General features: G+C 65.7%; 20 protein-coding genes. 4 read left to right on the top strand and 16 right to left on the bottom strand.

The annotated features are described in order from the left end of the window. Positions 1 to 8: 8 nt before the first annotated feature. The 6 genes from AC0WRY_RS10445 to AC0WRY_RS10420 all read right to left on the bottom strand — a co-directional run bounded on the left by AC0WRY_RS10445 (position 9) and on the right by AC0WRY_RS10420 (position 6654). Positions 9 to 980, bottom strand: coding sequence for an ABC transporter ATP-binding protein (locus tag AC0WRY_RS10445; protein ID WP_194406900.1), 972 nt, complete (start codon positions 978 to 980; stop codon positions 9 to 11). Beyond that, a complete protein-coding gene (locus AC0WRY_RS10440; RefSeq protein ID WP_194406899.1) occupies positions 977 to 1969 on the bottom strand; it encodes an ABC transporter ATP-binding protein in 993 nt (330 codons plus the stop codon). Before AC0WRY_RS10440 ends, AC0WRY_RS10445 begins: the two co-directional genes overlap by 4 nt. Continuing rightward, positions 1966 to 2838: an ABC transporter permease gene (locus tag AC0WRY_RS10435; protein ID WP_194406898.1), complete on the bottom strand. Its 873-nt coding sequence runs from the start codon at positions 2836 to 2838 to the stop codon at positions 1966 to 1968. The genes AC0WRY_RS10440 and AC0WRY_RS10435 overlap by 4 nt, the downstream gene beginning before the upstream one ends. After that, complete coding sequence (locus tag AC0WRY_RS10430) at positions 2825 to 3775, bottom strand: ABC transporter permease (protein ID WP_194406897.1); 951 nt, start codon at positions 3773 to 3775, stop codon at positions 2825 to 2827. Before AC0WRY_RS10430 ends, AC0WRY_RS10435 begins: the two co-directional genes overlap by 14 nt. A gap of 7 nt (positions 3776 to 3782) precedes the next feature. Beyond that, a complete protein-coding gene (locus AC0WRY_RS10425) occupies positions 3783 to 5327 on the bottom strand; it encodes an ABC transporter substrate-binding protein (RefSeq protein ID WP_194406896.1) in 1545 nt (514 codons plus the stop codon). A 130-nt stretch (positions 5328 to 5457) separates the two neighbouring features. Then, positions 5458 to 6654, bottom strand: coding sequence for a CaiB/BaiF CoA transferase family protein (locus AC0WRY_RS10420; protein WP_194406895.1), 1197 nt, complete (start codon positions 6652 to 6654; stop codon positions 5458 to 5460). A gap of 192 nt (positions 6655 to 6846) precedes the next feature. On the opposite strand from AC0WRY_RS10420, the gene glgA reads away from it, so the two are divergent. After that, positions 6847 to 8262 carry a glycogen synthase GlgA gene (gene glgA, locus AC0WRY_RS10415; protein WP_194406894.1) on the top strand — a complete coding sequence of 472 codons (1416 nt, stop codon included), beginning with the start codon at positions 6847 to 6849 and terminating at the stop codon, positions 8260 to 8262. A gap of 127 nt (positions 8263 to 8389) precedes the next feature. On the opposite strand, the gene AC0WRY_RS10410 is transcribed toward glgA, so the two are convergent. The 3 genes from AC0WRY_RS10410 to AC0WRY_RS10400 form a co-directional block, all read right to left on the bottom strand. Next, entirely contained in the window at positions 8390 to 9340 is a 951-nt protein-coding gene (locus AC0WRY_RS10410) for an oxygenase MpaB family protein (RefSeq protein ID WP_194408221.1), read from the bottom strand. Between the two features lie 76 nt (positions 9341 to 9416). Beyond that, on the bottom strand, positions 9417 to 10559 hold the full coding sequence (locus tag AC0WRY_RS10405) for a DUF3734 domain-containing protein (RefSeq protein WP_194406893.1): 1143 nt from the start codon (positions 10557 to 10559) through the stop codon (positions 9417 to 9419). A 61-nt stretch (positions 10560 to 10620) separates the two neighbouring features. Further along, entirely contained in the window at positions 10621 to 11445 is an 825-nt protein-coding gene (locus AC0WRY_RS10400; RefSeq protein WP_194406892.1) for a 3-hydroxybutyrate dehydrogenase, read from the bottom strand. Between the two features lie 177 nt (positions 11446 to 11622). Between AC0WRY_RS10400 and AC0WRY_RS10395 the strand changes: the two genes are divergently transcribed. Further along, a complete protein-coding gene (locus AC0WRY_RS10395) occupies positions 11623 to 12504 on the top strand; it encodes a LysR family transcriptional regulator (RefSeq protein ID WP_194406891.1) in 882 nt (293 codons plus the stop codon). 178 nt (positions 12505 to 12682) lie between these two features. Here the strand turns inward: AC0WRY_RS10395 and AC0WRY_RS10390 are convergent, their stop codons facing one another. Beyond that, positions 12683 to 13396 (bottom strand): peroxiredoxin-like family protein, encoded by a 714-nt coding sequence (locus tag AC0WRY_RS10390; RefSeq protein WP_194406890.1) that lies wholly within the window; start codon positions 13394 to 13396, stop codon positions 12683 to 12685. Positions 13397 to 13479: 83 nt separating this feature from the next. Beyond that, positions 13480 to 13764, bottom strand: a complete 285-nt coding sequence (locus AC0WRY_RS10385) for a hypothetical protein (RefSeq protein WP_194406889.1) — start codon at positions 13762 to 13764, stop codon at positions 13480 to 13482. A 238-nt stretch (positions 13765 to 14002) separates the two neighbouring features. On the opposite strand from AC0WRY_RS10385, the gene AC0WRY_RS10380 reads away from it, so the two are divergent. Together AC0WRY_RS10380 and AC0WRY_RS10375 are read left to right on the top strand one after the other, a co-directional pair. Then, entirely contained in the window at positions 14003 to 14485 is a 483-nt protein-coding gene (locus tag AC0WRY_RS10380) for a cupin domain-containing protein (RefSeq protein ID WP_194406888.1), read from the top strand. Between the two features lie 90 nt (positions 14486 to 14575). Then, positions 14576 to 15781, top strand: a complete 1206-nt coding sequence (locus AC0WRY_RS10375; RefSeq protein ID WP_194406887.1) for an MFS transporter — start codon at positions 14576 to 14578, stop codon at positions 15779 to 15781. Here the strand turns inward: AC0WRY_RS10375 and ccoS are convergent. From ccoS to ccoP, 5 genes are all read right to left on the bottom strand, one after another. Further along, a complete protein-coding gene (gene ccoS / locus AC0WRY_RS10370; RefSeq protein ID WP_008550618.1) occupies positions 15778 to 15945 on the bottom strand; it encodes a cbb3-type cytochrome oxidase assembly protein CcoS in 168 nt (55 codons plus the stop codon). The two genes, AC0WRY_RS10375 and ccoS, sit on opposite strands and share 4 nt — an antisense overlap. Further along, the gene (locus AC0WRY_RS10365; RefSeq protein ID WP_194406886.1) at positions 15945 to 18134 is read right to left on the bottom strand and encodes a cation-translocating P-type ATPase; all 2190 of its coding nucleotides are present in this window, start codon (positions 18132 to 18134) and stop codon (positions 15945 to 15947) included. The genes ccoS and AC0WRY_RS10365 overlap by 1 nt, the downstream gene beginning before the upstream one ends. Positions 18135 to 18145: 11 nt before the next feature. Beyond that, complete coding sequence (locus AC0WRY_RS10360; RefSeq protein ID WP_194406885.1) at positions 18146 to 18631, bottom strand: FixH family protein; 486 nt, start codon at positions 18629 to 18631, stop codon at positions 18146 to 18148. A gap of 15 nt (positions 18632 to 18646) precedes the next feature. Continuing rightward, entirely contained in the window at positions 18647 to 20113 is a 1467-nt protein-coding gene (ccoG, locus tag AC0WRY_RS10355) for a cytochrome c oxidase accessory protein CcoG (RefSeq protein ID WP_194406884.1), read from the bottom strand. Between the two features lie 122 nt (positions 20114 to 20235). After that, positions 20236 to 21111 carry a cytochrome-c oxidase, cbb3-type subunit III gene (ccoP, locus tag AC0WRY_RS10350; RefSeq protein ID WP_194406883.1) on the bottom strand — a complete coding sequence of 292 codons (876 nt, stop codon included), beginning with the start codon at positions 21109 to 21111 and terminating at the stop codon, positions 20236 to 20238. Position 21112 lies beyond the last annotated feature (1 nt).

Below are 21112 nucleotides of genomic sequence, written 5' to 3'. Positions count from 1 at the left end.
GTCTTAGTTCAGGCCAGCGGATGATGGCAAGCCACGAACTGGGCGGGTGCGACTTCGCGCAACTCCGGTATCTCCGCGCTGCATCGCTGATCGGCCCGCGGGCAGCGGGTGCGGAAGCGGCAGCCGGACGGCGGTGCAATCGGCGATGGCGGCTCGCCGCCCGCGACACTCTCGGCGGGACGAACGTCCGGATCGGGCACCGGGATCGCCTGCAACAGCAGTCCCGTATAGGGATGCGCGGGCCTCGCGAACAATTGCTCGGAAGGGCCGACCTCGCAGAGACGGCCGAGATACATCACCGCAACGCGGTCGCTGACCGCTTTGACCACCGCAAGATCATGCGCGATGAACAGCAATGTCAGGCCGAACCGCGCCTTCATCTCCTCCAGTAGATTGAGGATCTGCGCGCGAATGGAGACGTCGAGCGCCGAGACCGGCTCGTCGCAGACGATGAACTCCGGATTGAGCACCAGAGACCGTGCGATACAGATGCGCTGGCACTGGCCACCGGAGAACTCATGCGGCAGGCGGTTCGCCACCAGATCAGGATCGAGCCCGACCGCGCCAAGCACCTCGTAAACCCTGCGCTTGCGCTCGGCGGCATCCTTGACGCCGGCGATGATCAGCGGCTCGGCCACGATGTCGCCAATGCGGCGGCGCGGATTCAGGGAGGCGATCGGATCCTGGAAGATCAGCTGCACGCGGCGGCGCATCTTGCGCAACGCCTCGCCCTCCATCGCGGTGAGATCCTCGCCATCGAACAGCACACGCCCGGATCTGGCGCGTCGCAACTGCAGCACGGCGCGGCCCAGCGTCGACTTGCCGCAGCCGGATTCGCCGACCAGCCCCAGCGTCTCGCCGCGCGCGACCTGAAAGCTGACGCCGGAAACGGCATGCACCGTCTTGTTGCCGAGACCGTATTCGACGACGAGATTGTCGACGTTCAGGAGCGGTTCGGCGCGCACGGCAGGCTGCATCATGCGCCAACGCCCTCCGTCATCTGGATCGGATGGAAGCAGGCATAGAGATGTCCGGGTGTCTCCGCGCGCGTCAGCGCGGGCTTGGCGTGGTGACAATCGCTCGCCGCATAGCGGCAGCGCGGCGCGAAGGAGCAGCCACGCAGCGGCCGCGTCGGATCGGGCGGACGGCCGGAGATGGCCGGCAGCGGCGTATGCGGCGCGGCATCCAGCTTCGGGATCGCCGCCAGCAACGCCTCGGTGTAGGGCATATGCATGCACTTGAACAAGGCCGAGGTCGGTGCGCGCTCCACCACCCTGCCGGCATACATCACTGCGACCTCGTCGGCACGGCCGGCGACGACGCCGAGATCGTGAGTGATGATGATCATGGCCATGTGGCGGCGGCGTTGTTCGCGCGCGAGCAGATCCAGGATCTGCGCCTGGATGGTGACGTCGAGCGCGGTCGTCGGCTCGTCCGCGATCAAGAGCTTCGGCTCGCAGGACAGCGCGATCGCAATCGCGATGCGCTGTCGCATGCCGCCGGAACATTGATGCGGATATTGCGCGAGCCGCTGCTCCGGCGCGGGAATGCCGACCGCCGCCAGAAGCTCGATGCTGCGCTTCCGTGCCTCGGGCGCATCGAGCTCGAGATGCTCCTGGATCGTCTCCATCAACTGTGTGCCGATGGTCAGGACCGGATTGAGCGAGGTCATGGGATCCTGGAACACGACGGCGAGGTCGCGCCCGCGCAGGCGTCGCAGGCGTTCCGGCGCGAGCCGCACCAGGTCATGGCCGTCGAACATCACGCGACCCGTGAGCTTTGCCTTTTTCGGCAGCAGCTGCAGCACCGCGCGCGACAGCATGGTCTTGCCGCAACCGGATTCGCCGACGATGCCGAGCGTGCGGCCCGCCTCCAGCGACAGGTCGACATGATCGACGGCGCACAGCGTTCCGCGCGGGGTCGGCAGCTCGACCGCGACGTCCGCGATGGTCAGAAGCGGGCCGCTCACAGTGCCCCCTGACGCGGGTCGGTCAGGGCCCGCAAGGTGTCGCCGACCAGATTGAAGGCCAGCACGGTCAGAAACAGTCCGGCCGCCGGCAGAAACGCCAGCCGCGGCGCGACGTCGAGGCTGTCGCGCCCCTCGCCGATCATGCTGCCCCAGCTCGCCACCGGCGGCGGCACGCCGAGACCGAGGAAGGACAGCGCACCCTCGACGACGATGGTGACGGCGACGCCGAGCAGGAAGAAGGCCAGCAGCGGCAGGATCACGTTCGGCAACAGCTCGCGCAGGAGGATGCGCGCATGGCTGGCACCGAGCGCCTCAGCCGCAATCACGAATTCCCGCCGCGCTAGCGTCAGCGTCGCCGCCCGCGCCACCCGCATGAAGGCGGGTATGCCGAGCACACCGAGGATCAGGGTGAGGTTGGGGACCGACTGGCCGAGATAAGCGGTCACCGCGAGCGCAAAAATCAGCGGCGGAAAGGCGAGAAGCACGTCCATGCTGCCGACCACCAGCGTCTCGAACCGGCCGCGGAAATAGCCGGCGAGCAAGCCAAACGCGCCGCCGATGGTCAAGCCGATCATCGGTGCGATCAACCCGACCGTCAGCGAGGCCCGCGCGCCGAAAATCAGGCGGGCGAGCTCGTCGCGGCCGAGCCCGTCGGTGCCGAACCAATGCTCGCTGGAGAACGCCGCACGCCGCTCCAGCATGTCCATGTCGACGGGATTTTGCAGCGGCAGCACCGGCGCGAGGATCGCGAGCGCAAGGATGATCGCGAGCCAGGTGCTCGCGATCCAGAACAAGAGGCCGAGCTTTCGCTCGCGGCCAGCCGACACGGGCACCGCCTCGTCCTGCATCGAGAGCTCAAGCGCGGCCATGGCGGATCCTGGGGTCGAGCACGGCGTAGAGCATGTCGACGATGAAGTTCACGATGACGAAGCCGCAGGCGACCAGCAGCACCACGCCTTGGAGAATGACGAGGTCGCGGGTGTAGATCGCACCGACAAGGAGACGGCCGATGCCGGGCAGCGCAAAGATCGATTCCACGATCAACGTGCCGCCGAGCAGGCGGCCGATATTGATGCCGGTCACCGTCACCAGGGTCAGGGACGACGGCTTCAGCGCATGCACGAACAGGATACGAGCCGGCTTGAGGCCCTTTGCCTTGGCGAGCGCGATATAGTCCTCCTGCAGGGTCGCGATCATGTCGGAGCGCAGCACCCGCATGATGCCAGGCCATTCCGCCAGCGCCAGCGTCAGCGCCGGCAGCACGAAGAAGCGCAGATTGCCCAGCGGCTCCTCGGTGAACGGCACATAGCCGGTCGCCGGCAGCCAGTGCAGCTCGACCGCAAACAAATAGATCAGCAGGATCGCCATCAGGAAAGACGGCATCGACAGCATCGCGAACGCGCTGCCCGTCATGAAGCGGTCGAACGCGCCGCCGGCCCGCGCAGCACAGGCGATTGCGACGGGAACGCCGATCAAGAGGCCGATGAACTCGGCCATCAGCATCAGCTCGAGCGAGACGGGAATGCGCTCGGCGACCGCCTGCAACACCGTCTGCCCGGTGCGGAACGAGCGGCCGAGGTCGCCTTGCAGGACGTGACCGAGCCAGCTCAGATAACGCCACCACAGCGGCTGGTCGAGCCCCATGTCGCGGCGCAGCGCCGCTACGTTCTCCGGCGTCGCCTGATCGCCGAGGATGACCAAAGCAAGATCGCCCGGCAGCAGCGAGGCGATCAGAAAGGTCAGCAGCGAGACCGCGAGCAGCACCGGGAGCATGGCAAGCAGTCGCCGAACGACGAAGTTCAGCATCGCGCGGTCATTCCAGCCAGGTCGTCGAAACGTCGATCACGCCGTTGTAGATCTTCGGGAAGCCCTTCAGCTTGGCGCTCGACAGCGCGTAATAGGTGTTCTGGAACGTCCAGAACCAGATCGCCTCCTTGTTGATCAGGCGTCCGATGGCGCAATAATCCTCGGTGCGCTGGCCGACATCGGCGGTGACGCGCGCGTGGTCCAGCAGCTTGTCGAGCTCGGGGTTCGAATACCCGGCGAGCGCCAGCGGGCTGCCGGTGCGGAAATTCGCGTACATTTGCGGATCTGGATCGGCGAGATCGACGATGCGCCACGGCGTCATCTGGAACTGGCGGGTGAAGGCACGCGAGGGAATGGTGGCCTGATCGACCTGCTCGATCTCCATGTTGGCGCCGACGCGCTTCCAGAACTGCTGCAGCACCTGGCCGACCATGCGGCCCCTAGGCGTCGCGGTCACCAGCGTCTTGAACTCGACCGGCTTGCCGTAATCCTTGATCAGCGCCTTGGCCTTCTCGACGTCGAACGGCAGCGCGCCGTCGTCCTTGCACTTGACCCAGGAGCCGTCGCCATAGGGGTTGGTCGCGGGCCGGCTGAGGCCATTGGTGATCGCCTGTGACATCTTCGGGCGATCGATCGCCATCACGAGCGCCTGTCGCACACGAACGTCGTCGAATGGCGCCACCTTGGTGTTGAAGGCGTAAACCTGCGCACCCGAGCCCTTGTAGGTGTGAACGGTGAGCTTGGGGTCCTTCTGCGCCTTCATGATGTTGTCGGCGTCGTTCTCGTCGTCCCAGATGATGTCGGCCTCGCCCGATTGCAGCGAGGCGAAGCGCGACTGCGCATCTGGCAACGGCTTCAGGACAATGCGGTCGAGATAGGGACGGCCCTTGTCCCAGTAATTGGGATTCTTCTCCAGCACCATGCGGTCGCCGGCGGTCCATGATTTCAGGATGTAGGGACCGGTGCCGACGGGGTTGCGGTTGTAGTCATCGCCCTTGGTCTTCCAGGCCGTCGGCGAATGCACGACATTGTTTTGACTCTGGATGGTGATCGTTGCCGGCAGGTTCACGGAGGGATCGGTCAGATTGAAGACGACGGTGTGTTCATCCGGCGCCAGCACCTCCTTTATGTTAGTGATGTAGAAGGCGCAGCGGCACTTGTTGGCGGGGTCCTTCTGCCGGTCGAAATTCTCCTTGAAGGCCTGCGCATTGAACGGCGTGCCGTCATGGAATTTCACGCCCTCGCGCAGCTTGAAGGTCCAGCTCTTGTAATCGTCGGAATGGGTCCAGGACACCGCGAGCTTCGGTGCCGGCTCACCCTTGTCGTCGAGCGTTGTCAGCGTGTCGAAGATCGCGGCGGCAGCGGTGTTGGTCGAGGTGTCGTAAACGCCGACCTTGAGCGGGTCGAAGCCGGGGATGTCGAGCTCCTGACCGACGGTGATGCTGCCGCCGGACTTCTGCGCCTGCGCAGGCTCGGTCAGCGGAAGGATGCCAAATGCCGCAACAAGGAAAATCGGCGCGTGCTTGCGCGCCGCGGCAGCAATCTTCGTCATGGTTCCTCCCCGGGATCCCTCGTCCGATGTTTCGGATCGCTGAATGACTGGAGGCGAGATTGACGACAAAAGCGCGCGGCGGCAAGAGGAACGCGCGCGAGATCACGCCGCATGTGCGACGCAATGCTGCTCAGAATGTCGCGGCTGTTTTGCCTGTCGGAATTGGCGCCTCGTCAGCGAGGCCGAGCTCCTCGCGCAGCGCATTCGTATGCTCGCCGAGCGCAGCCATCGTCTTGGCGGGCGTGGTGTCGGCGCCCGACATCCGGAACGGCAGGTTGAGCACCCGAAAGGAGCCGCCCTCGTCCTGCACGGACGTGAGCGCCTGCCGGTGCGCGAGCTGCGGATCGGCCAGCGCCTCGGACACGGTGCGATAGGCCGAAGCCGGCACGCCGGCCGCACTGAGCGCTGCGAGACACGCATCGGTCGTGAACTGCCGCGACCAGGCTTCGACGCCGTCCATCACCTCCGCCCAATTCTCGCGGCGCGGGGCATAGGTGGCAAAGCGCGCATCGGTGATCCATTCGGGACGGCCGATCACACCCATCAGCGCCTGAAATGTCTTCTCGCTGGCGACCGTGATCATGACATAGCCGCTTGCCGTCTCGGTCGGCCCGAACATCGGGCGTGGCGGCGGCTTCACGGCGAATTGCGCACTCTGTAATTCGGTCAGCGTCAGTGACAGCATCGATTCCAGCATGGACACGTCGATGTGCTGGCCGAGCCCGGTCACGGTCCGCTGATAGAGCGCGGACGCGATCGCGCCGAAACCATAGGTGCCGGTGACGACGTCGGCGTGATAGATGCCGCAATAATCGGGGCGATTGCGGCCGGGCTGGTAGGCGAGATGCGCCATGTCGTAGCCGGAGGCGGCATGGATCACCGGCGCGTAGGCCGGTAGCTCGGCCGAAGGGCCGCTCTGCCCGTAGCCGGAGATCGAGCAATAGATCAGCCTCGGATTGACGGTGCGCAGCCTGTCGTAGTCGAGCCGCAGCCGGTGCATCACGCCGGGGCGGAAGTTCTCGACCAGGATATCCGATGTCGCGGCCAGCCGGCGGACCGCCTCCTTGCCGTCCTCGGATTTGAGGTCCAGCACCACGCTCTTCTTGCCCACATTGAGCTGGCCGAACGTGGTACTATGACCCTTGCGCAGAGGCGGCCGGGTTCGCATCGTCTCGCCGCCGTCGGTCTCGATCTTGATGACCTCGGCGCCCATGTCGGCAAGCATCCGCGCGCAGTGAGGACCGGCGATGGTGGTCGAAAAATCCAGGACCCTGAGGCCCGCGAAGGCCTTTGTCGTCATCCCCTCATGCTCATCTGCTAGCTGCATACTTGCTGCGTCCTCGGTCGCGTAGGAACAATCAATGTTCTCTCTTGTTGATGCGCCGACCCTAGAGGGCGGCGGCTGAGTAGGAAAGTCTTTACCGAACCGACGTGTCTCGTAGGCGGGCTTGGGAATTTCCGGGACAACTGGACCCGTTCTTGCATAACAGCAAACGGGATCGGAAGAGGGCAGCTGTTCTTGAGGGTCTTGTTCGTCACCACGGAGATGGACGATTTCGTCCGCGTCGGCGGACTCGGCGCCGTGTCCGCGGCCCTGCCCCGCGCCCTTCGCTCCTTCGCTGATATCCGGATCATGCTGCCCGGCTATCGCGACATCATCGAACAACTCACGCATATTCAGGTCGTTGGCCGTTGTCCGGCGTTCGCGGAAATGCCTGCCTGCTCGCTCGGCCGGGCCGCGACCAAGGACGGAATGCCGGTCTACGTGCTGCTCTGCTCGCAACTCTACGACCGGCCGGGCAACCCCTATGGCGACGAGTCCGGACGCGACTGGCCGGATAACGACATTCGCTTCGCGCGCTTTGCCTCGGCAGCCGCTGAGCTGGCCATGGGCAGGCTGGACAAGAATTGGGCAGCAGACCTGATCCATGCCAATGACTGGCAGGCCTCGCTCGTGCCGGCCTATCTCGCCTGGGGCGGCGCCAAGCTGCCGTCGATCCTGACGATTCACAACCTCGCCTATCAGGGCCTCTTCCCGAAGGAGGCGCTGCGGCGGATCGGCGCACCGGAGAGCTCCTTCCACATCGACGGCATCGAGTTCTACGACCAGCTCTCCTTCCTCAAGGCCGGCCTCGTCTACGCCTCGCACCTCACCACCGTGAGCGGCACCTACGCGCGGGAGATCACCACGGCCGAGTTCGGCTGCGGTCTGGAGGGCCTGCTCCGCCAGCGCTCAGACGCGGCCGAGCTCACCGGCATCCTCAACGGCATCGACGAGAGCTGGGACCCGCGCTCCTGTGCCCAGCTGGCCCAGCAGTTCGGCGCCGGTGACTGGGTCGGCAAGAGGGCCAACGCGGATTACGTCCGCAAGCAATTCGGCCTTGCGGTCTCGCGCGGCCCGATGTTCGGCATCGTCGCGCGCCTCGTGCACCAGAAGGGCATCGACCTCGTGCTGTCGGCCGCCGACGAGATCGTCGATGCCGGCGGGCAGATCGTGGTCACCGGCTCCGGCGAGCCGGCGCTCGAGCAGGCCCTGATCGACGCGCATCGCCGCCGCCCCGACGCCATCGGCGTGGTGATCGGCTTCAACGACGCTCAGGCCCGCCGCATCTTTGCGGGCAGCGATTTCACCCTGATGCCGTCGCGCTTCGAGCCTTGCGGCCTCAGCCAGATGTACGCCCAGCGCTTCGGCTCGCTGCCGATCGGGCACCAGACCGGCGGCCTCGCCGAGACCATCACCGACGGCGAGACCGGATTCCTGTTCTCGAAACCCTCGCGCGATTCCTTCCTCGGCGGCGTCCGCCGGGCCTTCTCGGCTTTCAGGGCGCAAGACCAACTCGACACCATGCGCCGCAGCGCCATGGGACGTTCGTTCTCCTGGAGCATCTCGGCGGGAAGCTACAGCGCGCTGTACCGGAAGCTGGCGTCGGTGTGAGGTAGGCTCCTCGCAATGACGGCGTTGAGAGAGTCTGCGCTCCACTCCGGCGCATCATGGGTCCCGGCTCTGCGCCGCAACGCGCTTTGCGCGTTGTGGCTTGTCCGGGACACGAGAGATCAGGCTTTCACACCTTCCCGCGCATGTCCATCTGCGGCCGACCGATCCAGGCGCGGTTGAGACAGCGCGTCATCCAGTCGGGCTGCGGTTCGCCGCGCAAGCGCGCCTGCGCTTCCTGATAGGGCCCGACGTAGCGCAGCCTGGCCGGCAATTTCGGATAGACGCGCCGGATCCTGCGCAGCGCATTGTCGGCCGCCTTCTCGTCGCGCGCGTCCGGCTCAAACCCAAAGCCTGCACGTATCGGCTCCGGCAACATCCGCGCCGTCAGCGCGCGGTACCAGCGCGGCGGCCGCAGCCAAGGTCTCGCACCGCTGAAGATTTGCGTCGCGATCTCGCGTGCCGCCGGGCTCACGGTCAGCGCCTCCGACTGCGCCATCGTCGCGGTGTAGGCGGTAAAGCCCGACCAGTCCGCCGGCAGATCGTCCGAGGTCAATCCGAACAACGCACCGAACAGCCGGCTCTCCGTCCAGTAACGCTCGCGCTCCTCCGCCGAGAATGACGGCAGCACCAAATCGTGCGCCATCAGCGCGGACTCCACCAGCGTCGCGTGAACCCAGCGCAGCGACGGAATGTCGTTGGCACAATAGCGCGAGCCTGCCGCGAACGGGCCGACGGTCTCGGGCATCTCTCCGACGATCATGCTGTGACGACGGTGCAATTGCCGGGCCGACAGCAAGGCACGGTCGAGCGAGCCGAACACCATGGCAAAGACGATGTCGAAGGTGCGATGGAAGCGGCCGATCGGATCGGCAAACGTGCTGGAATGCTCGGCGATGGCGGCAGCGACCCAAGGGTGGGCCAGCTGCAGCAACAACGCGCGGCCGGCGCCGAGAAAGACGATGGCCTCGCGGTCGATCCGCCAGGTCAGCGTGTCAGGGCCGAACACACCAGCCACCGGCCCCGCTGCGCAAGCGCGGACCTGATCGAGCGTTGCCTCGAGATCGTTCGCGGACACCATCTGCACGCCCTTCGACTGCGTGGGATGACCGACGATCGGCAAGCCCTGTGGCAATTCGATGAAGAGCGGCGCGTCCCTATTCCGCCGCCATCGGCATCTCGTCCGTATGCTCGTGCAGCACCACACCGGCGAGCGGATCGAATTCGCCGATCCAGGGCTTGCGCGCCAGCACCGACTTCGTGTGAGCATAGCCGGCGTGCCAGCGCCGCGTGATCCCGGCCGGGCTGAAGTCGATATCCTTGGTATGGGTCTCGCGCTCGAGCTGCGGCGCCAGCAGCCGCACGACATGCATGCGGGTCGGACAGCCGTAGCTCGTCAGCTCCCTCACCGCAGGATCGTTGCGTTCGCTCTCGGGGAGCCGCGCCGCGAGCTGGTTGATGACATGGCGCAGGCGATGCGCCTGCTGCTGACGGACGATCTGGCTCGCGATCCGGCTGGAATATTGCACGTCCTTGTGCCGGTTCAGCACCTCCGCCATCGTGGTGGGTTCGGGCCCGACCGGGTTCCACAGATGAACGGAGAAGATCAGCGAGTCCCTGCGTGGGTTGTCGTCGAACACCGCTTCGGTTGGCGTGTTCGAGAGGATGCCGCCGTCCCAATAGAGCTCGCCATCGATCCGCACGGCGGGAAAAGCGGGCGGCAGTGCGCCCGAAGCCATGACATGCTTCACCGTCAGTTCGCCGTCTCGGCTGTCGAAATAGCGCATCTCGCTCGTGCCGACATGAGCTGCGCCAACCGTCAGGCGCGGCGTGCAGCGGTTGGCGAGATCGAAATCGACGAGCTCGCACAGCGTCTTCTCCAGCGGAGCGGTCGAGTAATAGCCCGCGTGATCGGCACCTAGCGGGTAGGAATCGCCGGCATGTGCCAGTGGATTCGGGCGGAAGAAACCTGGAATGCCGTGGGTCACGGTCGCCCAATAGGCCAGCTTCTCGTTGAAGCCCGGAAACGCGGTGCGCCAATCCCAGACCGGCTGCTGCTCCATCCGCTTCCAGAACTCCTTCAGGCGCGCAAGCCGGTGCTCGGGCGCGTTGCCCGCAATGAGGCTCGCATTGATCGCGCCGATCGAGGTGCCGATGATCCAGTCCGGCTCGATGCCGGCTTCGTGCAATGCCTGGTAGGCCCCGGCCTGATAGGAGCCGAGTGCGCCGCCGCCCTGAAGCACGAGAACCACCTGCCCCGGCAGGTCCTTGCGCTGGATGTTCGTCTGCGTACCATTCATGTGTCGCTCCTGATCAGCTTGCACTGCCGCTGCGGAAGGCCGCTTGTTGCGCCGGCTCATGTTAGTGCGCGGTCCAGCCGCCGTCGACCGGAAGCGCGATGCCGGTGATCGAAGCCGCGGCGTCCGTCGACAGGAACACCGTGAGCGCGCCGAGCTCCTCGACCGTGGCAAAGCGCTTGTTCGGCTGCTGCGCGAGCAGCACGTCGCGGATCACCTGATCGCGCGAGATGCCGTGCGCCTTGGCCTGCCCGTCGATCTGCGCTTCGACCAGCGGCGTATAGACGTAGCCGGGACAGACCGCATTGCAGGTGATACCCGCCTCCGCGGTCTCCAGCGCCGTGACCTTCGTCAGACCGACGATGCCGTGCTTGGCAGCGACATAGGCCGCCTTGAACGGCGAGCCGACCAGGCCGTGAGCCGAGGCGACGTTGATGATCCGGCCAAAACCGTTCTGACGCATCGCCGGCAGCGCGAGCCGCGTGGTGTGGAAGGCCGACGTCAGGTTGATCGCGAGGATCTGGTCCCATTTCTCGACCGGAAACTGCTCGAGCGGCGCGACATGCTGGATGCCGGCGTTGTTGACGAGGATGTCGAGCCGGCCGGACTCGGCGATGGTCGCCGCGATCATCTCGGCAATCGATTTCGGTCTCGTCATGTCGGCCGGCGAGTAGCTCGCCTTGACGCCGAACTCGGCGGCGATCTGTTCCCGTGTCCGGCCGATCTCGGCGACGACACCGAGACCGTTCAGCACGACATCGGCGCCGGCTGCCGCCAGGGCACGTGCGATGCCAAGACCGATGCCACTGGTCGAGCCCGTGACCAGCGCGACCCTGCCGGCGAGCGCGCGCGCAGGTTGGGATGTCTGCGGCTTCAGCGGTATGTTCATGACACGGTCTCCGTTGGCGATGACTGGCTTCCAGCCTTCGCAATACTTGGAGGATCGCCAGCCCAAACGGAAATACCGGCTGGCTTCCGACTCCATACGTCCGCGCTATTGCGGGCGGGATGTCATTTCCCGTTCCGATCGGCTAGATTCGAGCCCATCTTGCTGGGGAGCCGATCCATGGAAATGCACCAGGTCCGCTATTTCCTCGCGGTGGCGCAGCTTTTGAACTTCACGCGCGCGGCCGAGGAGTGCAACGTCACGCAGCCCTCGCTGACGCGCGCGATCAAGCAGCTCGAGGCCGAGCTCGGCGGCGACCTGTTTCGCCGCGAGCGGCCGGCGGCGCAACTGACCGAGCTCGGCCAGCGCATGCATCCGCTCCTGAAGCAGTGCTTCGACGCCGCCGCCGGCGCGCGCTCGCTCGCCTCCTCGTTCAGGAGCGGAGAGATCGGCGCGCTGCGCATCGCGCTGACGCATTCGATTGATCTGGCATTGCTGATCCCGCACCTCAACGAGATCAGGCGACAGTTCAACCGGCTCGAACTGCGCTTCCTGCGCGGGACGAGCCGCGAGGTCGGTGAATTCCTGAAGAAGGGCGAGGCCGAGCTCGGCATCGCCGCGGAGATCGACGAGGCCTGGGACCGGCTCGACGCCTGGCCGCTGTTCACCGAGAGCTTCGAGCTCGTCGTTGGCGACGGACATCGGCTGGCCGGACGCAGCAGCATCGAACTGGAGGATCTGCGCTCGGAGCAATTGCTGAGCCGGACGTTCTGCGAGCATTCGCGCCGCATCTCCGCCAGCCTGCGCGAGCACGGCATCGAGCATGGCCACGAGATTTCGAGCGAGCGCGACCTGATCGAGCTCGTCGAGGCCGATATCGGTGTCGCCATGATGCCGCACACTTCCCCCTTGCCGGAAACGCTGACGCGCGCCACTGTCGCCGGACTGGACGCCCGTCGCACCGTCAGCCTTTACGGAGTGGCCGGCCGGCAGCGCACGGCGGTCGCCAATGCCGTGATGCGCATGCTGCGCGGCGCCGACTGGCGCGAGATTGCGGGATAATAGGGACGGCTTTTTCCCATCTCCCCTTGCGGAAGAAGGTGGCGCGAAGCGCCGGATGAGGGTCTGTCCGCGTATTCGACGCAAAAGATTCACGCGCGGAGAGAACCCTCACCCGTCTCGCCGCTTCGCGGCGAGCCGCCCTCCCCCACAAGCAGGGAGGGGAAGAGTGTGCGCGGCCTCAACCCCTGCTCGCGCTCTCCAGCGCCTCGAGCAGATCATCGATCTCCATGCGCTTGCGGAAATCGGGGTCGACGAAGCGGGCTTTGACGATCCCGTCGCGGCCGACCACGAACACGGCCGGGATCGGTAGCAACCAGCCGTCATTGCCGTGGAATTTCGCCATGTCCTGATACGACAACAGGCCCTGGATCTCGGCGCCGAGCCAGATTGCGAGATTGAGCGACAGCGCATAGCCGTTGTCCAGATCGGTCAGGATCGGAAACGGCGCGCCGGATTCGGCCTTGAGCTGCCGAGTGTATTCCTGCGTCTCCGGCATGACCGCGACGACCTGCGCCCCCATCGCCTTGATGCGATCGAGCGCCTGGACCACGGCGCGGACATTGAGCCGGCAATAGGGACACCAGTGGCCGCGGAAGAACATCACGGCGAGCGGACCGCGCTCCAGCAGCGCAGGCAGCGTGACGAGATGGCCGCCCTCGTCGGGCAGCATGAACGGCGGCATCGCATCGCCCGGACGCGGCGCGGTCTCGCCGCCGCCGTTACCGCCCAATCTCGCCACCAACCGGTCGACGGCCTCGCCATAGGCCGGAAAGACCGCGCGGCTGGCATCAGCATAGGCGCGGAGCTGCTCGTTCAGCGTGCCGTCCATGTCGCGACAGCGCTGGAAGGCAAGCCTGAGCTGTTCGGCATCGGCTGGCGAGAGAGACGTCATCTTCTGCTCCGGCATTGCATTCGGTGAATATTAGTTTCCCGGTTCGGCCGCCCGCAAGGGGCGGCCGCGATACCAGGACCCGTTCAGTTCACGTAGAAATTGCCGGTCGGATCGAGCCGCCCCGAAGTATAGTACATCGATCCGTTGCTCATGAAGAAGACGGTGTTGTCGGGCACCTTCTTGGCGTTCTTCATCATCGCCTCGTGGTTCTTCTCGGCCGGGGCCATGGCCATCGCCGACATCTTGCCCGGGCCGCCATAGACATAGGCCATGCCGGCCTTGAAGTCCCAGGCGGCCTCCGAGAAAGCCGAGGTGGCGATAATGGCAAACGCTGCGGTGGCGATCAGGGTCTTGGACAATTTCGGCATGGGGGTGCTCCTCCGGATTGACGTGAACGCCCGCCAATCGGGCGCCCTGTCATCGGACGCCGAATGACGCGAAAGCGGAAATGCAATTGCCCAATCGGATCGATAGCCGCCGCGCATCAACATAGCACCGCGCTATCGCATCGAGAGCGAGCCGGCATTTCAGGATGGAGACGATCTCGATGAAGCTCCCGTCATAGCCGGCAACCAGCGTGGTTGCGGTCAACACAGGAGACTTCTCATGTCCAAGCATCCCGGATTGTCGCGCCAGGCCTGGTCCGGCCTTGCCCTCGTCGGCGCACTGACATTCGTGTCGCAGCCGGCCGCCGCGGGCGAATGCCCCGCCGACAAGGTCAAGCCGAACGCCCAGCAGATGGTCGACTACAAGCCGGTCGGCGTCACCGATGTGACGCTGGGAGCCATCGACCTCGGCAAGCAGCCCGCCCATATCGAGGGCCGCGAGCTGCGTTTCCGCAAGCTGACCATCGCGCCTGGCGGCATCGTGCCCTGGCACAGCCATGACGACCGTCCCGCGTTGATCTTCGTGCAGCAGGGCGAGATCGTCGAATACGCCTCGAACTGCGTCGATCCGATCGTGCACAAGGCCGGCGACATCCGTCCCGAAGTCCACGGCACCTCGCATTGGTGGAAGAACCTCGGCAAGGACACCGTCATTCTCTATGTCGGCGACGTCCGCAAGGATCCCAACGACCACCACATGTAACGAGCGCCCCCAGCCCCAGCGCGCTCGTTACGAGATGTGGCGCCCGGGACTTCCCCACCCCGGGCGCCGCATCCCTACAGGACGACCGACATGACCGATCTTTCCGCACTGATCAAACCGGCCACACCGACAATGGAGACGCACGCGCCGGGTCTGGCGCTGCGCTCGCTCGTCATCGGCCTCACCGCGTTCCTGACCGTCGTCGACCTCTTCGCGACGCAGGCAATCCTGCCCTCGCTGACGCGGCACTACGGCGTCACGCCGGCGGCGATGGGCTTTGCCGTCAACGCCAGCACCTTCGGCATGGCCACGGCCAGCCTCGTGGTCGGCCTTTTCAGCCCGCACATCGACCGTCGCAGCGGCATCCTGCTCAGCCTGGCGCTGCTGGCGATCCCGACCAGCCTGCTGGCCTCGGCGCCGAATCTTGCCGTCTTCACCGCCCTGCGGGTCGCACAGGGCCTTTGCATGGCGTCAGCCTTCGCGCTCACCCTCGCCTATCTCGGCGAGCAATGCAGCGCGATGGACGCCGGCGGCGCTTTTGCGGCCTACATCACGGGGAACGTTGCGAGCAATCTCGTTGGTCGGCTGATTTCGGCGGCGGTTGCAGACAGTCTCGGTCTCGCCTGGAACTTCTATCTGTTCGCAGCACTCAATCTGTCCGGCGCGGTGTTGGTCTATTTCACGATCGGACGCGTGCAGCCGATGCATGCGATGATGCCGGCGGCGGCTTCGCCGCTTAAAGCAACCATTGCGCATTGGCGCAATCCGCGGCTGCGCGCTGCCTTCGGCATCGGCTTCTGCATCCTGTTCGCCTTCATCGGCACCTTCACCTTCGTGAATTTCGTGCTGGTGCGGCCGCCGCTGGCGCTGGGGATGATGGATCTGGGCCTGGTCTATTTCGTCTTCCTGCCGTCGGTCGTCACGACGCTTCTGGCCGGCAGGGTGGCGTCCAAGCTCGGAACGCGTCCGACCATCTGGGGCGCCCTCGCCATTGCCGGGCTGGGCCTGCCCTTGATGCTGATGCCGCATCTGCGCGAAGTCCTCACTGGTATGGTGCTGGTCGGCGTCGGCACATTCTTCGCGCAGGCAGCAACGACGGGGTTGGTCGGACAGGCGGCCGCCGACAACCGCGGCATCGCCAGCGGGACCTATCTTGCGTGTTATTTCAGCGGCGGGCTGATCGGTACGGCCGTGCTCGGACGCCTGTTCGACGCCTTCGGCTGGCACGCATGTGTGGCCGGAATCGGCATGGCCCTGGGGGTCGCAGCCCTGCTCACTTTCGCCCTGAAGCGCTAGCGCTTGGCCGGGGCTTCCTGCGGCGGCTCGTCGTCGGCGATGGCGCGCCAGGCGGCCCCGTCGAGATCGTCGTACTGGCCGCTCCGGAGCGACCACAGGAAGGCGACGAGGCCGGCACCGCCGAGCATCAAGGCCAGCGGGACCAGGATAACCAGGATCTCCATCACACGATCTCCCGCGAGGCGCTGCGAGCGCGCAGCGAATTCAGCATGACCAGGATCGAGGATCCGCTCATCGCCGCCGCCGCAATCAGGGGCGTCACGACACCGCTGACCGCAACCGGCACGGCGAGGACATTGTAGCCGATCGCAAGCCAGAGATTCTGCCGCATCAAATGCAGCGCTTTGCGCGAGGCGTCGATTGCGGCGACCACCGGAGCCAACGGCCGGCCGAGGAAGACGAGATCGGCGGTGGCCTGGCTCAGATGCGCGGCCGAAATCGGGGACATCGAGACATGGGCCGCCGCGAGCGAGGGCGCATCGTTCATGCCGTCGCCGACCATCAGCACCTTGGCGCCGCGCTGCTTCAATTCCTCGATCCGCGCGATCTTGTCTGCTGGCGTCACGCCGGCGCGCCATTCGGGGATTGCAAGCGCATGCGCCGCCGCCTTCACCGCCGGCTCGCGGTCGCCGGAGAGGATCTCGATGCCGATGTTGCGCGCCTTCAGCGCTGCAATCACGGCCTGCGCATCCGGGCGAAGGCCCTGGCGAACCGAGAGGATGAACCTTTCGTTGCCCTTGCTGAACGCGACGATGGAGGCTTCGGGATCGACCATGGCGCTGCCGACCAGCGCTTCAGCGCCGCAGAAGGAGGGGCGGCCAAGCCGAAGCTCGATGCCGTCTACGGTCGCATGGACGCCCTGCCCGGCCTCTTCGACCGCACCGACCACAGGCGACTTGGCGCCGGCGGCCTGCGCCACGGCGGCGGCGACCGGATGATGGCTCGACAGCGCAAGCCGGCCAGCGAGTTCGAAGATGTCAGTGGGAATGTCGGCGGCATTCATCACTTCGAGATCGGGCAGCGTCAGCGTGCCGGTCTTGTCGAAGATGACGTGGTCGGCCTCGGCCAGCCGCTCGATCGCATCGCCGGAATTGAGCAGCACGCCGGACTTGAACATCGCGCCGGAGGCGATGGTCTGCACGGTCGGAATGGCAAGGCCCAGCGCACAGGGACAGGTGATGATCAGCACGGCAACGCCGGTCACGATCGCATCATGCCAGGACGCGCCTGCAACGACCCAGCCGAGGATGGTCAGAAGCGCGGTCGCATGCACCACCGGCGCGTACAGCCGCGAGGCGCGGTCGGCGAGCCGCATGTAGCGCGAGCGCGCCTGCAGCGCGTTGTCGAGCAGCCGCGTGATCTCGGCGAGCAGCGTCGCCTCGGACGCGGCCGAGACCCGCACCCGCAGCGTGCCGGAGATGTTCATCGATCCCGCATAGACAGGCGTGCCATGCTCGGCCGTGACATAGAGCGTCTCGCCGGTGATCAGGCTCTGGTCGATTTCGGAGCGGCCCTCGATCACGGTGCCGTCGACCGCGCAGCGCTCGCCGGGCCTGAGCAGCACGATGTCGCCGGGATGGATCGCGGCGACCGGCACCTGGGAGATCTCGTCGGGACCTATGAACTTCGCGGCCGTCTCCGCCTTCAGCGCCGCGAGATTGCCGGCGACCGCGCGGGTCCGCCGCCGCATGTTCTGGTCGAGGAAGCGGCCGACCAGGAGGAAGGTCAGCAGCATGATCGCCGCATCGAAATAGGCGTGCTCGGCGTGGTGGATGGTCTCGACCACGGACATGCCGAGCGCCAGGATCACGCCGATCGAGATCGGCACGTCCATGTTGGTCGTCTTCGCCGACAGCGCGCGCCAGGCCGACCGGAAGAACGGCTGGCCGGCATAGGCCGCCGCCGGCAGCGCGATCAGCGCCGAGAGCCAGTGGAAGAAGTCGCGCTGCTCGGGCAGCATGTCCGAGACGTTGCCCGACCACACCGGGATCGACAGCATCATCACGTTCATGGTGGCGAAGGCGGCGACGCCGAGGCAGCGCAGCAGGAAGCGCGATTCGGCAACCTCCGCCACCTCCGCGCTCTCGGTCTCGAACGGATAGGCCTTGTAGCCGAGCTCCTCGAGCCGGTCGATGAAGCGGCCGGGGTCGAGCGTGCCCGCCTTCCATTCCAGCGCGACGCGGCGGTCGGTGAGGTTGACGCGCGCCAGCGTGACGTCGGGGATGGCGGACAGGCCGCGCTCGATCTTGGCCATGCAGCCGGCGCAGTGAACGCCCTCGACCGCGAGATCGATATGCTGGACCCCCTCGCCCGCATCGCGAACATAGTGAGAGAAATCGCGCGTGACCTGCATGACAAAATCCTTCAGTTCAGGATCACGCGATTGCGCGACATGAACACGCGCGTCCCTCGCGCCTCTCCCTCGATCACCAGGTCCCATTGGCCCGGCGCGACGGACGCGGCATCGCCGCGATAAAGGCCGATGCCGGCCTCGGTGAGCTCGACGGCGAGATCGGCGCGCTTGTCGGTCGGCCGTTCCAGGCGTCCGCCGAATTTCAGCCCGGAAATCGGCTGGCCGCCGGCATCGCGCGCCTCGACCTGGACCATTGCGCCGCCGTCGTTGCGGCGCTCGATATGGGCGTTGACCTTCCATTTGCGCGAAGCCTGGTCGTGCGCCGCCGAGATCTCGCGCTCGTAGGTCAGGCCGGCGGCATAGGGGCTGTCGACGTCGGTGCCGGGCAGCGTCGCGATCGCCAGCTTCATCATGGTGACGTTGACGCCGATCACGAGGCCGAAGAAAGCGACCAGCATCAGGAAGACCTTGGTTCCGGTCAGTGGCTTGGATGACATGACGGTCTCCTGAACTTACGGCGCGACGAAATTGTCGGTGGCGCTCGCGGCGACGCCGAGGCCGATATCCATGACGTGGAAGCGAACCGGAATTGACTTCTCCGGGTTGTTTTCAGCCGGTGCGGTGACGAGCAGCCGCAGCTCGCTGGTGGAGTCGCGCGGGATCACGATGATCGGGCGGTCCGGCGTCACCGAATCGACGCCGACGACGTGCATGGTGGGATTGACCGGCCCCTCGACGTCGATGGCGATCGCACGATCGTAGCCGCTCTTGTTCAACAGCCGCACCGTGTAGGCGTTGCGGATCGAGCCGTCGCTGAGCTTGACCGCGACCGGATTGCGATCATGCAGCACGTTGACGTCGAGCAGGCTGCGGGTCGCCAGCGTATAGACCATGAAGCCGCCGATCGCCGCGATGATCGCGCTGTAGACGATGGTGCGGGCCCGGACGATCCGGTAGATCGGCGCCTTGCCTTCCTGGCGGCGATGGATGTTGATGTCGTTGTCGTAGCCGATCAGCCGCTTCGGCCGGCCGATCTTGGCCATCACGTTGTCGCAGGCATCGATGCACAGGCCGCACTGGATGCACTCCATCTGCGGTCCGTTGCGGATGTCGATGCCGGTCGGGCAGACCGCGACGCATTGGTAGCAATCGACGCAATCGCCGACCTGTTCGCCGAGCGCGCGCAGCTCGGCAGCCTTCTTGACCGAGGTGCGCTTCTCGCCACGGTCGTAGCGGTAGGTGACGTTGAGCGCCCATTCGTCGGTGAGCGCGGCCTGAATGCGCGGCCACGGGCACATATAGGTGCAGACCTGCTCGCGCATGTAGCCGGCGAGGATGTAGGTCGTCGCAGTGAGGATGCCGATCCAGATATAGGCGATCATCGGCCCCTGGAAGGTGACGAGCTCCTTCACCAGGGTCGGCGCGTCATTGAAGTAGAGCACCCAGGCGCCGCCGGTCCACCAGGCGATCATGAGCCAGATCGAATGCTTGAGCACGATCTCGGAGATGCGCTCGAGCTTCAGCGGGTCGGACGATTTGTCCTTCTTCATCCGCTCGCGCCGGTCACCTTCGATCAGACGTTCGACCGCGTAGAACAGGTCGGTCCATACCGTCTGCGGACAGAGATAGCCGCACCAGATGCGGCCGCCGACCGAATTCATCAGGAACAGCGCCACCGCGGCCACGATCAACAGGCCGGTGAAGTAGTAGACCTCCTGCGGCCACAGCTCGATGAAGAAGAAGTAGAAGCGGCTGTTGGGAAGATCGATCAGCACCGCCTGGCTGGGGGCGCCGAGGCCGCGGTTCCAGCGCACGAACGGCAGGAAATAATAGACGCCGAGGCAGATCGCCATCAGGCCCCATTTGATCCGGCGGAAGGTGCCGGAGACGCTCTGTGGATAGACCTTCTTGCGGGCCGCGTAGAGCGGTCCGTTGTCGTCCACAGGCTTGAGCTCGTTCGGGTTGACGGTCTTGTTCATCGCTTGGAACTTCTGAAAGAGGTGCGATTGAACCTAGACCCGACACCGCCGCATCAGTTGATCCAGCTCAAACGGGGGCACTTTTGTTCACCCCCGCCTGAACCGTTCGAGCCGCGGATCCGCTATTTTCCACCGCCGAGCGAGTGGACGTAGACCGCCATCGCCTTGATGGTGGCGGGATCGAGCCGCCCTTCCCAGGCCGGCATCACGCCGGCACGGCCCTGGCTGATGGTCTCGATCAGGCTCGCCTCGTCGGAGCCGTAGAGCCAGATCTTGTCGGTCAGGTTCGGCGCGCCCATCTCCTGGTTGCCCTTGCCGCCGTCGCCGTGGCAGGCGACGCAGTTTTCCGCGAAGATCTTCTCACCCTTGGCTTTATCGAAGCCCTGGCGGGTCGACAGGCCCGACAGCGACCGCACGTAATTGGCGACCGTGACGATCTCGTCACCCTTCAGCACGCCGTCCTTGCCGAAGGCGAGCATCTGGCCCTCATGCGTCTTGGCATGACCGGAGCGTGCGCCGAACTGGATGGTCTGCATGATCTGGTCGAGCGTGCCGCCCCACAGCCAGTCGTCGTCGTTCAGGTTCGGATAGCCCTTGGCGCCAGCGGCGCCGGAGCCGTGGCAGGGCGCGCAATTGTCGCCGAACACGGTCTTGCCCTTGGCGCGGGCGAGCGCCAGCAAGGCCGGGTCCTTCTCGATGTCGGCGAGCGAGGCCGCTCCCAGCGCCGTCATCTTGTCACCGCGGATCTTCTCGAGATTGGCGAGCTCGACCGCGACGTCGGCGCGCGAGGAATAGCCGAACATGCCCGTGGTGTTGCTGGAGACGAGCGGCCAGGCCGGATAGACGACCCAGTAGCCGATCGACCAGACGATGGTGAGGTAGAAGCAGATCACCCACCAGCGCGGCAGCGGCGTGTTGAGCTCCTTGATGCCGTCCCACTCGTGCCCGGTCGTGGACTTGCCGGAGACGGAATCGATGTCGCTATGATGATCGGTCATG

The sequence above is a fragment of the Bradyrhizobium sp. T-12 genome, assembly GCF_058314695.1.
Note: the sequence above shows the minus strand (reverse complement) of the source record. Positions and strands in the feature narration are given on the sequence as shown.

What these genes read in the sequence shown, in the direction of transcription:
- AC0WRY_RS10445 (WP_194406900.1), bottom strand. Translation starts at nt 980, where the DNA reads ATGATGCAGCCTGCCGTGCGCGCCGAACCGCTCCTGAACGTCGACAAT.
- AC0WRY_RS10435 (WP_194406898.1), bottom strand. Translation starts at nt 2,838, where the DNA reads ATGGCCGCGCTTGAGCTCTCGATGCAGGACGAGGCGGTGCCCGTGTCG.
- AC0WRY_RS10430 (WP_194406897.1), bottom strand. Translation starts at nt 3,775, where the DNA reads ATGCTGAACTTCGTCGTTCGGCGACTGCTTGCCATGCTCCCGGTGCTG.
- AC0WRY_RS10425 (WP_194406896.1), bottom strand. Translation starts at nt 5,327, where the DNA reads ATGACGAAGATTGCTGCCGCGGCGCGCAAGCACGCGCCGATTTTCCTT.
- AC0WRY_RS10420 (WP_194406895.1), bottom strand. Translation starts at nt 6,654, where the DNA reads ATGCAGCTAGCAGATGAGCATGAGGGGATGACGACAAAGGCCTTCGCG.
- AC0WRY_RS10410 (WP_194408221.1), bottom strand. Translation starts at nt 9,340, where the DNA reads ATGGTGTCCGCGAACGATCTCGAGGCAACGCTCGATCAGGTCCGCGCT.
- AC0WRY_RS10405 (WP_194406893.1), bottom strand. Translation starts at nt 10,559, where the DNA reads ATGAATGGTACGCAGACGAACATCCAGCGCAAGGACCTGCCGGGGCAG.
- AC0WRY_RS10400 (WP_194406892.1), bottom strand. Translation starts at nt 11,445, where the DNA reads ATGAACATACCGCTGAAGCCGCAGACATCCCAACCTGCGCGCGCGCTC.
- AC0WRY_RS10395 (WP_194406891.1), top strand. Translation starts at nt 11,623, where the DNA reads ATGGAAATGCACCAGGTCCGCTATTTCCTCGCGGTGGCGCAGCTTTTG.
- AC0WRY_RS10390 (WP_194406890.1), bottom strand. Translation starts at nt 13,396, where the DNA reads ATGACGTCTCTCTCGCCAGCCGATGCCGAACAGCTCAGGCTTGCCTTC.
- AC0WRY_RS10385 (WP_194406889.1), bottom strand. Translation starts at nt 13,764, where the DNA reads ATGCCGAAATTGTCCAAGACCCTGATCGCCACCGCAGCGTTTGCCATT.
- AC0WRY_RS10380 (WP_194406888.1), top strand. Translation starts at nt 14,003, where the DNA reads ATGTCCAAGCATCCCGGATTGTCGCGCCAGGCCTGGTCCGGCCTTGCC.
- AC0WRY_RS10375 (WP_194406887.1), top strand. Translation starts at nt 14,576, where the DNA reads ATGACCGATCTTTCCGCACTGATCAAACCGGCCACACCGACAATGGAG.
- ccoS (WP_008550618.1), bottom strand. Translation starts at nt 15,945, where the DNA reads ATGGAGATCCTGGTTATCCTGGTCCCGCTGGCCTTGATGCTCGGCGGT.
- AC0WRY_RS10365 (WP_194406886.1), bottom strand. Translation starts at nt 18,134, where the DNA reads ATGCAGGTCACGCGCGATTTCTCTCACTATGTTCGCGATGCGGGCGAG.
- AC0WRY_RS10360 (WP_194406885.1), bottom strand. Translation starts at nt 18,631, where the DNA reads ATGTCATCCAAGCCACTGACCGGAACCAAGGTCTTCCTGATGCTGGTC.
- ccoG (WP_194406884.1), bottom strand. Translation starts at nt 20,113, where the DNA reads ATGAACAAGACCGTCAACCCGAACGAGCTCAAGCCTGTGGACGACAAC.
- ccoP (WP_194406883.1), bottom strand. Translation starts at nt 21,111, where the DNA reads ATGACCGATCATCATAGCGACATCGATTCCGTCTCCGGCAAGTCCACG.